Origin of the sequence: [Flexibacter] sp. ATCC 35103 (assembly GCF_001975985.1) — a bacterium.
Lineage (GTDB): Bacteria > Bacteroidota > Bacteroidia > Flavobacteriales > Flavobacteriaceae > Flavobacterium.
In genome coordinates this window covers 340,093-352,274 of sequence record NZ_MTQF01000004.1, presented here as the reverse complement: position 1 = coordinate 352,274, position 12,182 = coordinate 340,093, and the positions used below count along the sequence as shown (strand labels likewise).

Here is a 12,182-nt window from a genome sequence, read left to right as displayed (position 1 = left end):
TATCGGGCGCTTTTAGTAAAAATATATTTTTTAGATTTTCTCAATCCATTTTCTTGCGTTAACAAAAGCTTCATGCCAAGGCGAAACTTCGTCGTTTCTGTCTTTTGGATAATGAGCCCAGTTCCATTGAAAAGTCGAACGCTCAATGTGAGGCATCATAACCAAATGTCTTCCGGTTTTATCACACATCATTGCTGTGTTATAATCAGAACCATTAGGGTTTGCAGGATAACCTTCGTAAGCATATTTAGAAACAATGTTGTAGTTTTCTTCCGCAAGAGGCAAATTAAATTTTCCTTCTCCGTGTGAAACCCAGACTCCTAAAGTACTTCCGGCCAAAGTTGATAACATAACCGAATTATTCTCTTGTACTTTTACAGATGTAAAGATACTTTCGTGTTTCTGGCTTTCGTTATGAAGCATTTTTCCGTGAACTTCATGCTCCGGATTAATCACTTCCAATTCCATGAATAATTGGCAACCGTTACAGATTCCAACAGATAAAGTATCTTCTCTTTTGAAGAATTTATCCAAAGCTGTTTTTGCTTTTTCGTTGTATAAAAATGCTCCGGCCCAACCTTTAGCAGAACCTAAAACATCAGAGTTAGAGAATCCTCCAACTGCACCAATAAACTGAATGTCTTCAAGCGTTTCACGACCAGAAATTAAATCCGTCATGTGAACATCTTTTACATCAAAACCTGCTAAGTACATAGCATTTGCCATTTCACGCTCAGAATTACTTCCTTTTTCACGGATAATAGCTGCTTTTGGTCTTGGTTTTGAAGCATCGATTACTGGTTTTTTTCCTGTAAAGTGCACTGGGAAAGTATATTGTAAAACCTGATTTTTATAGTTTTCGAAACGTGCCTGAGCTCTTCCGTTTTTAGATTGTTTTTGATCTAATAAATAAGAAGTTTCAAACCAAATATCTCTGTACTTTTTAATGTCTAAAGTCCAAAGTCCAAGGTCTAAAGTCTCAGTAGTTGTCGCTTTTCCTAATTTGAAAAATTCGATATTGTTTGCTTTTAATTTAGCTTCAACAGCTGCATCAGATTTAGCCTGAAAAACGATTCCGATGTTTTCAGCGAAAAGGATTTTCAATAAGTCTTTTTCCGCGAAAGCGCTGAAATCAATTTTTGCTCCAAGATTTACATCAGCAAAACACAATTCTAATAAAGTGGTAATTAAACCACCGCTTCCGATATCGTGTCCGGCTAAGATTTGGCTTTCGCCGATTAATTCCTGAACGGTATTAAAAGCATTTTTGAAGAAAGAAGCGTCTTTAATTGTAGAAGTTTCGTTTCCGATTGTGTTCCTGATTTGTGCAAAAGATGAACCTCCTAATTTGAAATCATCCTGAGACAAATTGATATAATAAATAGAATCTCCGTTTTTCTGTAAAACCGGTTCAACTACTTTTCTAATATCTGTACAGTTTCCTCCAGCCGAAATAATAACCGTTCCCGGCGCGATTACTTCGTCGTTTGAATATTTTTGTTTCATCGAAAGTGAATCTTTTCCTGTCGGAATATTGATTCCCAATTCGATTGCGAAATCGGAACAACCTTCAACAGCAGCGTATAAACGAGCGTCTTCACCTTCGTTTTTACAAGCCCACATCCAGTTTGCAGATAATGAAATTCCTTTTAAACCATCTTTAATTGGTGCCCAAACAATGTTTGATAATGATTCGGCGATAGCATTTCTACTTCCTGCAACCGGATCAATCAAAGCAGCGATAGGAGCGTGGCCAATAGAAGTCGCGATTCCTTCTTTTCCTAAATAATCCAGCGCCATAACCCCAACATTATTCAAAGGCAATTGCAATGGTCCTGCATTTTGTTGTTTAGCAACTTTTCCACCAACACAACGGTCCACTTTATTGGTCAACCAGTCTTTTGAGGCAACAGCTTCTAAACGTAAAACGTCTTTTAAGTATGATTCGAAATCTCCTGCGTTGTAAGCAACATCAGCATATTTTCTATCGATAGTTTTATCCGTCATAACCGTTTTAGGAGAACTTCCGAAGAAATCTTCTAAAGCATAATCCATTGGTTTTAAACCTGTAGTTTTTGATTCGAAAGTAAAACGGTGATCTCCCGTTACATCTCCAACCTGATACATTGGCGAACGCTCTCTGTCAGCAATTCTTTGTAAAGTATCAATATCTTTTTGACCAATAACCAATCCCATTCTTTCCTGAGATTCGTTACCGATAATTTCTTTTGCAGAAAGTGTAGGATCTCCAACAGGCAATTTATCTAAGTCGATTAATCCACCGGTTTCTTCCACCAATTCAGAAAGACAGTTTAAGTGTCCTCCAGCTCCGTGATCGTGAATCGAAACAATTGGGTTATTGTCACTTTCTACTAAACCACGAATCGCGTTGGCAGCACGTTTTTGCATTTCAGGATTTGAACGTTGGATTGCATTTAATTCAATTCCTGAACCAAAAGCTCCGGTATCTGCAGATGAAACCGCAGCTCCACCCATACCAATTCTATAATTTTCTCCACCAAGAATTACGATTTTATCGCCTTCTTGTGGTTTCTTTTTGATTGCCTGATCTAATTTTCCGTAACCAATTCCGCCCGCTTGCATGATTACTTTATCGTAACCAATTTTACGGTCGTTTTCTGAATGTTCGAAAGTTAAAACCGAACCTGTAATTAATGGTTGCCCGAATTTATTTCCAAAATCAGAAGCTCCGTTTGAAGCTTTGATCAAAATATCCATTGGAGTTTGGTACAGCCATTTTCTTTCTTCAACAGCATTTTCCCATTTTCTGTCATCATTCAAACGAGAATATGACGTCATGTAAACTGCAGTTCCAGCTAATGGAAGTGAACCTTGTCCTCCAGCTAAACGGTCACGAATTTCTCCTCCAGAACCTGTTGCAGCTCCGTTGAAAGGTTCTACAGTTGTTGGGAAATTGTGCGTTTCTGCTTTTAAAGATAAAACTGAATCAAATTCTTTTATCTCGTAATAATCAGGTTTGTCAGCTGTTTTTGGTGCAAACTGCTGGACTTTTGGTCCTTTTACAAAAGCAACGTTGTCTTTGTAAGCAGACACTATATCGTTAGGATTTTCCTGTGATGTTTTTTTGATTAATTTAAAAAGAGAAGTTTCTTTTTCTTCACCGTCAATTACAAAAGTTCCGTTGAAGATTTTGTGACGACAGTGTTCTGAATTTGCTTGTGAGAAAGCAAAAATCTCAGAATCGGTTAACTTTCTTCCTAGTTTTACAGCAAGATTGTCTAAATAATCTACTTCTTCCTGGCTTAAAGCCAAACCTTCAACTTTATTATAAGTCGCAATATCATCGATCTCCAGAATTGGTTCAGGCTGAACGTTAATCGTGAAAATCTCCTGATCTAATTGATTGAATTTTTGTGAAAGCATCGGATCAAAATCGGTAAAATCTTCCGTTGCAGGATGAAATTCTTCAATTCTGATAATGCCCGGAATACCCATATTTTGAGTGATTTCTACAGCATTTGTACTCCAGGGTGTGATCATAGTGGCACGAGGACCAACAAAAAAATCCGACAGCGCGGATTTTTCGATCTTATTAGAGTTGGCAAAAAGCCAGTTTAGTTTTGAAATGTCTTGAGCCGAAATTTCGTTTTGCGTTTGTACGGCAAAAACAGTTTTGCTTTGGTTTTCAAAGAAATGGATCATTGTGATGTGTAGTTTGTTGTATTGAGGTGCAAATTTAGTGTAAATAAATAGTAAGCGCAAATTTGAAAACAAACTCTTTTGAAAAAATATATGCGGTGCTTTTTTGAATCCTACATACGTAGAGACGCACAGCAGTGCGTCTATCTCACAAACATTTTTTTTTAATCTCGCAAAGTCGCAAAGACGTAAAGTTTTTTTGTTTCCCGCAGATTTGGCAGATTGAGCAGATTACAAAACTGAATAAAAAATTTATGCAGATTTATGATAAAATCCGAATCAATTTAAATCTGCTCAATCTGCCAAATCTGCGGGAAAGATTAATTTTAAAACTTTAGTAAAATAAAAAAAGCGGCAATATTGCCGCTTTTACTTTAGTAAGCACTCGTTTTAATTAGTTGATAATGATTTTTTTTGCAAAAGTTTCAGCATCTTTATTAATACGAACAATGTAAATGCCTTTTGGCAAATTGTTTATCGTAGATAATGAATCAGTAATGTTTGATTTCTCAAATACTTTTTGACCTAATATAGAAATTATCTCGATAGAATATGGTGAACTTGTATTGTCAAAGTAAATAGTAAAGCTTCCGTGAGATGGATTTGGATATAAAATAACGCCTCTCAATTCAGTAATGGTTTCTTCCGGAGTTTCAACAGATAGAGTTTGTCCCGGTTTAGCGCCCAGGTTAGAGCAAGTATCTACTGCGTATGAATCCCATTGTGAGCTTAGGCTGAATGTTGTACTTGGAGCAGTTACTGTTGATTTTCTTCTTAAAGTAACATCAGCAGCGAAGTTGGCAGTTCCGCCATTAAAAGTTCCTATAATGTCAATCAAAACTCCATTTTTGAATAAACCTACAGCGTCATTTCCGTTAAAAGTCAATTCAGTTGCTGTTGTCGAGATATTTGCAGAACTCGTTGCAAAACAAGTTGATGACATCGAGCTGTTTACAATCGTAAATTTACTTCCCGTTGCTAATGTTCCGCTTAATGCTAAACCTGTGCTCCATGATCCGGCGCCATTGGTTTGTTTTTTTACCGTATAAGCAGATAAACTCACAGAACTTCCGGTATTATTGGCGATTTCAAGGGCTTTGTTGTTTCCGGATCCTTCTATGTATTCAGAGAATAAAATATCGCTTGCCGTTCCGCCGGTTCCACCGCTTGCATTTGTTGTAACAGAAATTACGTTGCTTGATCCGGAAGTATTTCCTGCCGCATCTCTTGCCTTAACATAAACGCTGTAACTTGTTGAAGCAGTCAATCCTGTAATGGTGTAATTTAAATTGCTAACTGTGTTTTTCAGGACATTATTAGCATAAACATCATAACCAGTCACGGCAACATTATCTGTAGAACCATTCCAGGCAACCGTGATTGAAGTCGCTGTTTTTGCTGTAGAAGCCAGACTTGCAGGAGCTGTTGGAGCCTGAGTATCTCCTGAAGGTGCAGTACCACCCCAAATTTGATTTACATATTCCGGATGATCTATATATGGGTTTCTATTATTCTGACGTGCGTAAATGGCATTGTTTCTGGCAATTTCTCTCGCGCTTACCGGATCTTGTGCGTTCCAGGCTAAGAGCATATTTAAGAAGGCAGTTGTAAAAGCTTTATTACTTGAGCCATCAAACATTGGGTAAGAATATCCGGCAATGTTATTTTCGTATCGGGTTGCAAAATAAAAATACATTCTGGCAATATCACCTTTAAAAGCATTTATAGGTTCAAAAACAGTTCCTGAATATCCAGATACAGAACTTGATCCTAATTTGCTTCCATTTTGTGAAGTGTAAGTTACAGAACTTACAGTTCCATGTGGATAATTAGAACGCATTCCGTTTACTTTTCCGTCGGTTGGAGTTATAAAATGTGCATCAGCAACCATTGGTGATTGCTCATTAAATACAGATTGAGGTATAATGTGTTCTCTATTGTAACAATCGCCTTCTGCAGAGTAATTTCCGCATCTTTGTGTGGTTCCGGTACTGTAATTGTAAGGATCTGTTCCTGAAGGATTTTCAGAGTACATGTCTAAAACAGTTCCGTCATTTTCGTAGAAATTATCAACGTCGGAGGTTTGATAAGTAGTGTACAAACCGGCATAACCATTATTAGTATGATCTTTAATAATATTGTACAATTGAGTTTTTAAGGTGTAACCTGTTCCGGTTGCTGTGTTATAATAGCCTGAAGGTATTTGGGCAAAACCCAGCGTAACAAAAATCAATAAGAGCAAAGAGTAGTTTTTTTTCATAAAAATAGTTTAAGATTTGGGTTTAATAAATTGAATTCTAAAGGTCTAATTTATTAATTGTATCAAAAATACTACTTTTAAGAATACACTGTGTTAAGTGATCTTTAATTTTAGAAAAATTTTCTTACTCTTTGACTTTTAGTTGTATAAGTACATTTTGAAAGTTTTTTAAATAATCTCGCAAAGACGCGAAGTCGCAAAGTTTTTTTTATCATTAAGTTTGTTATTTCGATCCCGAAACTTCGGGATCGAAATGACAAATAGCACATATAATGTGTATTCAAAAATATTGAGGCTTCGTGAGTTTACGAGCAAAAAAAACTTAAATTAACTTATATCACTTATATGGTGAAAACAAAACTATTTAGGAAATACCGCATTTTGATAAGCGCCTAAATCTGGTGGAGAAGTTCTGGTTGCCCCAATAATGTCTAACGGAATTATATAAGCAGGATTCCCTTTCGCGAAAGCGGCAGAAGTATTGTCGATATTGAATTTGTTTTTTGAAACATTCAAAAACTTAGGATTTTCATTTAAGATGATTTGGTTGTAATGCGCCACATCGGTTTTAAACTGATAATCAGGATTTGAAGTAGAACTAAATTTTAATAAACAATTGTTTAATTGATAAACGAAAGCAGTATTTGTATTTTTACTTAAATTAAATTCGTTGGTTCCTGAACCATAAATAATGCAATTATTGAAAGTTGCCTGAGTTAAAGGATTTGTTTCCGGTGTTGCTCCGGCTAAACTGTTGCTTAAATTAACGGCAAACTGCGAACTTCCCTGCCAATTATTATTGAAGGTACAATGCGTGAAAATATAATTTCCGCCATAAACACAGGATAAACTTGCTAAACCAGCATAATTGATTACAATATTTTCTGCATTAATATGGGCATTTTGAGCCAGGATTCCATATTCCGCGCAATTATAAATCTGTGTATTTTTTATTTGAATTGTAGTTGTATTATCAGGGCTTTTTATGTTTAAGCCTGTAATAGCATTTTTTAGTGTAAGATGATTTACTGAGTGATTTTTACTTCCTTTGGCAAGAATAACGGAGTTCCATTGTCCGGGAATATCATCGTAAAGAGATTCTAAACGGTCACCTTCAAAAATAACTTCATTTTCCAGTTTATCAGTTACAGATGCCGTACCGTTGATTTGAAGTGATGCCTGATTGTCTACATAAAGTCCTGAATTAGCATGAAAAAAAACTCGTGCACCGGCTTCAAAAGTAACGGTTTTACCTTCAGGAATGCCTGCAAAACCATAAATCACATACGGTTTCTGTTTGGTAAAAAGCAATTCATTTCCATTTACAGCGTCACTTTCATTTAGATAAAAACCATCAACATCTTTTCCGTCTATTTTAATTTTTTCTTTAGTTCCGTCAGGATTTTGTTTTGGATAAAGAAAAACAGCATCCTGAACCAAAGTAACCAACGCCACTTCCTGAAGATTTGCGCCACTATCGAACTGAATTTGATCTGTGTATAAAAAATCTGCAGGATTTGCATCTGTAATATCTGCTGTAGTTTCTATAAAAATATACAAACTGTCTTTGGCTAAAAGCGTAATATCTTTAAAGATTTTTCCGTTATTTCCGCTCATTCCGTCAACCGTCATTCGGTATTTTGAGTTTAATCCGTTTTTTAACTGAATCACAGGAATCGAAATATCGTCTTTACTTTTGTTATATACTTTAAGCTGATACGTACTTGAACCAATATTTTTAAATACAGTATCTAAGTATACGGTATCTTTTGAAAACTTTAAATCTCCGGAACTGGCAACGGTATCAAAATCAGTTCTGCAAGAGCCGAAAGTTATAAGTAAACCAAAAATAAAAAGTATAAAGTATTGACGCATTTGATAGGTTTGTTTTTTGCCAGAGATTAAAAAAGATTTTAATGATTTCCTGCTCAAGGGCAAAAAAATAATAATCTGTGATAATCTGTGATAATCTGTGGCGAAAAAAATAAATTTTCTTCCGCAGACAAATATTGATTGTTTTTGTAAAAATAACAAAAAACTTACACGCTTGCAGATGATTTTTAATTTAGAATTGGATTTTCTAATTTGTATCTCTTCTTTTCTTTAATTTTACGATTTTAAAGCCTGATTTAAATGAATTATACAAAAGAGCAAATATTAGCGCGTTGTAATGAGTTTTCTAAAAACACGCTAATGGAAACGCTAAAAATAGAATATATAGATGCCGGCGAAGATTTTTTGACAGCAAAAATGCCAGTAAATCCGTCAGTTCACCAACCAATGGGACTTTTGCATGGAGGTGCATCTGTGGCTTTGGCAGAAAGTGTGGGAAGTGCAGCATCATTTTTTTTCATCGATCCAAAAGAACAAGAAGTACGCGGAATTGAGATTTCGGCCAATCACTTAAAAAGTATTCGTGAAGGCTGGGTTTTCGGGACGGCAAGAATCATCCATAAAGGGAGAAGTATTCATCTTTGGGAAATTAAAATTACAGACGAAGCCGGAAATCTCATATCGCTTTGCAAACTGACGAATATGGTTTTAGAAAAAAAGAAAACAGAATAGAACATGAATGACTTTTTTTCTAAAATAAAAAAACATTACGAAAAGCAATTGCCTTTTGTAATGTATTCTAAACCCAATTCCAGAAATATTTTTGGGCTTTTACAGCAAAATGATACGTTGCATAAAATCTTTAATTATAAAGAAAAAGGTTTTGTATTTGCTTCTTTTGATGAAAAACAACTGATTTTGATTCCGGAGAACGAGTCTGAAATTATAACAGCAGAACAAGACGAAACTTCTTTTGATACGATCGAAATCGAAGATTTAAATTTTGATTCAGATGCGAAAGCACAATATGAAGATTTAGTTTCGAAAGGAATTAAAGCCATCAAAAACGATGAATTCAAAAAAGTAGTTTTATCCAGAAGCGAAAAAGTTGATCTTGCCGAATTTGATTTTGTAACGACTTTTCAGCATTTGATCGAATTATATCCAACAACTTTTTCGTATTGTTTTTTTCATCCAAAAGTTGGACTTTGGATGGGAGCAACACCGGAACAATTATTAAAGGCAAACGGAAGTGTTTTTGAAACTACAGCTTTGGCGGGAACTCAAAAAGCCAATTTAGAAGCTGAAATTTCGTGGCAGCAAAAAGAAAAAGACGAACAGCAATATGTAACTGATTTTATTGTAAAAAGATTGCGCGAAGTTGCTTCTTCAGTGAATGTAACAGAGCCATACAGTGTAAAAGCGGGTTCAATATGGCATATTAAAACTGATATTTCAGGAGTTTTAAATGATAATTCGACTCTGGAAGAAGTCATTGATACTTTGCATCCAACTCCTGCGGTTTGTGGTTTGCCAAAGAAAAAAGCAAAAGCCTTTATCATAGAAAACGAAAATTACGACAGAACTTTTTATACCGGTTTTCTGGGTGAATTAAACAGCAGTTTTGCACATAATGATATTAGTTCTGATTTATTTGTAAATTTACGTAGCATGCAAATTCAGGAAAACAAAGCCATTTTATATATGGGCTGTGGAATCACCAAAGAAAGTATTCCTGAAAAAGAATGGGAGGAAAGCGTGAATAAGTCAATGACGATGAAAAGAGTTTTGAAAAAATAGTTTGAAGTTTAAAGTTTCACGTTTCAAGTTGCTAAGAGAACGTGAAACGTAAAACTTGAAACAAAAAAAACAAAAGACAAAAAATGAAATTAGATATATTAGCCTTTGGTGCACATCCGGACGATGTAGAATTGGGTTGTGCGGGAACAATTTTAAAAGAAGTATCTCTGGGCAAGAAAGTAGGTATTGTTGATTTAACGCGTGGTGAATTAGGAACTCGCGGCACGGCAGAAACCAGAGATCAGGAAGCAAAAGATGCGGCTGAAATTTTAGGGGTTTTAGTTCGTGAAAATTTAGGTTTGCGTGATGGTTTTTTTGCCAATAATGAAAAGCACCAATTAGAAGTCATAAAAATGATTCGAAAATACAAACCTGAAATCGTGTTATGCAACGCTATTGATGATCGCCATATCGATCACGGTAAAGGAAGCAAATTAGTATCTGATGCTTGCTTTTTATCAGGATTGATGAAAATTGAAACTGCTATAGATGGAGAACAACAAGAAGCATGGAGACCAAAAGTCGTATACCATTATATTCAGTGGAAAAATATCGAACCAGACTTTGTAGTCGATATTACAGGATTTGAAGACAAGAAAATTGAAGCTGTCATGGCGTATAAAACGCAATTTTATGATCCAAATTCAAAAGAACCTACTACGCCAATTACAAGTAAAAACTTTATGGAAAGCTTAAATTATCGTGCGCAGGACTTAGGAAGGTTAGTTGGTAAAGATTTTGCAGAAGGTTTTACTGTCGAAAGATGTTTGGCAGTCAATAGCTTAGAAGATTTGATGTAATTTTGATATAAAAATTTCATTTTTTTCTTTGGAGAAGCGAACCTTTGTTGTATATTTGCAACCGCAAAGAAAAATGGTGGTTGTAGCTCAGCTGGTTAGAGTATTGGTTTGTGGTGCCGAGGGTCGCCGGTTCGAACCCGGTCAGCCACCCAGAATTGTAAAAGCCTTGAAGAAATTCAAGGCTTTTTTTGTGCATTTATTTTTTTGAACGTTTTTTGTCATTTCAATTTCTATCATAAAATATAATCTTTTTGTTTAGGAGCTAATCCCGCTATACATTCCAATCTTTTGTGGCGAACGCCGCCACAAAAGGATTTCCACTTCTATCGGGGCTAGGACAATCATTTCATCATAACATTTCCGTCTGGTTTGCCGTTTTTCGAAATAAAGAATGAGGATCTTCGTTAATACATTATCTAAAACGAACTTAAATCACTTATTTAATTTAAAAATAAATCAAAAAAAAGATCAATGTTTAAATATTGATTTATTGATTGTTACGGTTTAGTTTGTGAAATGTATTGTTTTATAAAACCATTTTCTTGCCTGATATCTCCGGTTTTTAAAGCCTTTTTTTTGCATAAATAAACCTTTGTTGTATATTTGCACTCGCTAAGCAAAAATGGTGGTTGTAGCTCAGCTGGTTAGAGTAGCGGTTTGTGGTGCCGCGGGTCGCCGGTTCGAACCCGGTCAGCCACCCAGAAATTTAAAGCCTTGAAGAAATTCAAGGCTTTTTTTGTGCGTATAATTTTCTTAGCCCATAAAACATTAAACCGGATATAGAAAATTCATCTATATTAGATGGAAAAAAATATAAAAAAAGCATGACGATTAAGTCATGCTTTTTTGGTTGTTATTTTTGGTTTATGAATTATCGTATTTCGTCGAAAGTATCTCCCTGCTTGATATCTCCGGTTTTAAAACCTTTTTTAAACCAGTACATTCTTTGTTCAGATGTTCCGTGTGTGAAGGAATCCGGCACAACATGTCCTTGCATTTTGCTTTGAATCGCGTCGTCTCCAACGGCATTTGCAGCACTCAAAGCTTCGTCAATATCACCAACATCTAAATTTTTCTCGTTGTAATGTGACCATACTCCGGCATAAAAATCAGCTTGTAGTTCTAATGCTACCGAAAGTTTATTGGCTTCGGCTTCGCTTTTTCCTTCTTGTTCCTGACGCATTTTTGCTGAGGTTCCTAATAAAGTCTGTACGTGATGCCCAATTTCATGCGCGATAACATACGCAATTGCAAAATCACCACCCTTGGCACCAAATTTATTTTTTAGCTCCTCAAAGAAGCCTAAATCCATATAGACTTTTTGATCGCCCGGGCAATAAAACGGACCCGAAGCAGATGATGCACCACCACAGGCAGTATTTACAGAACCTCTAAAAAGTACTAATTTAGGATTCTTATATTTCATACCGTTTTCTGCAAATATTTTGTTCCAGATATCTTCATTATCGGCTAAAATAACTCTGACAAAATTTCCCATTTCTTCATCTTCCTTGCTTAACGGAGCTGCAGCTTCGGTTTGTGTTTGCTGTCCGCCTTGCATTTGCTCCAAAACATTTCCTACGGTTTGACCGGTTTCACCTCCAAATACGTTTAATAATAAAATAATGATACCAATAACTCCGCCTCCAAGAGCGACCTTACCACCGGAAACACCTCTTCTGTCTTCTACGTTATCACTTTGTCTTCTGCCTAACCACTTCATATTATAGTGTATTTTTAGTTTATTATATTTTTTTTCTTGTACGAATTTATATATTTTTTAGGAGATACACATTACAGTTACAATT

7 protein-coding genes and 2 tRNA genes are annotated in these 12,182 nt (G+C 35.6%); 5 read left to right on the top strand and 4 right to left on the bottom strand.

What is annotated here, in order from left to right:
• Window positions 1-30: 30 nt before the first annotated feature.
• The 3 genes from purL to BXU01_RS09560 all read right to left on the bottom strand — a co-directional run bounded on the left by purL (window position 31) and on the right by BXU01_RS09560 (window position 7,816).
• Window positions 31-3,684 carry a phosphoribosylformylglycinamidine synthase gene (purL, locus tag BXU01_RS09570; protein WP_083692963.1) on the bottom strand — a complete coding sequence of 1,218 codons (3,654 nt, stop codon included), beginning with the start codon at window positions 3,682-3,684 and terminating at the stop codon, window positions 31-33.
• 391 nt (window positions 3,685-4,075) lie between these two features.
• The gene (locus tag BXU01_RS09565; RefSeq protein ID WP_083692962.1) at window positions 4,076-5,941 is read right to left on the bottom strand and encodes an endonuclease; all 1,866 of its coding nucleotides are present in this window, start codon (window positions 5,939-5,941) and stop codon (window positions 4,076-4,078) included.
• Between the two features lie 360 nt (window positions 5,942-6,301).
• Window positions 6,302-7,816 carry a hypothetical protein gene (locus BXU01_RS09560; protein ID WP_083693286.1) on the bottom strand — a complete coding sequence of 505 codons (1,515 nt, stop codon included), beginning with the start codon at window positions 7,814-7,816 and terminating at the stop codon, window positions 6,302-6,304.
• A gap of 258 nt (window positions 7,817-8,074) precedes the next feature.
• Between BXU01_RS09560 and BXU01_RS09555 the strand changes: the two genes are divergently transcribed.
• The 5 genes from BXU01_RS09555 to BXU01_RS09535 all read left to right on the top strand — a co-directional run bounded on the left by BXU01_RS09555 (window position 8,075) and on the right by BXU01_RS09535 (window position 11,073).
• The gene (locus tag BXU01_RS09555) at window positions 8,075-8,506 is read left to right on the top strand and encodes a PaaI family thioesterase (RefSeq protein WP_083692961.1); all 432 of its coding nucleotides are present in this window, start codon (window positions 8,075-8,077) and stop codon (window positions 8,504-8,506) included.
• Between the two features lie 3 nt (window positions 8,507-8,509).
• Entirely contained in the window at window positions 8,510-9,574 is a 1,065-nt protein-coding gene (locus BXU01_RS09550; protein WP_083692960.1) for a chorismate-binding protein, read from the top strand.
• A gap of 83 nt (window positions 9,575-9,657) precedes the next feature.
• On the top strand, window positions 9,658-10,374 hold the full coding sequence (gene bshB1 / locus BXU01_RS09545; protein WP_083692959.1) for a bacillithiol biosynthesis deacetylase BshB1: 717 nt from the start codon (window positions 9,658-9,660) through the stop codon (window positions 10,372-10,374).
• Window positions 10,375-10,450: 76 nt separating this feature from the next.
• Window positions 10,451-10,524, top strand: a tRNA-His gene (locus tag BXU01_RS09540).
• Window positions 10,525-10,999: 475 nt separating this feature from the next.
• A tRNA-His gene (locus BXU01_RS09535) sits at window positions 11,000-11,073 on the top strand.
• Between the two features lie 172 nt (window positions 11,074-11,245).
• Here BXU01_RS09535 and BXU01_RS09530 read toward each other — a convergent pair.
• A complete protein-coding gene (locus tag BXU01_RS09530; protein WP_083692958.1) occupies window positions 11,246-12,097 on the bottom strand; it encodes a neutral zinc metallopeptidase in 852 nt (283 codons plus the stop codon).
• Between the last annotated feature and the right edge of the window lie 85 nt (window positions 12,098-12,182).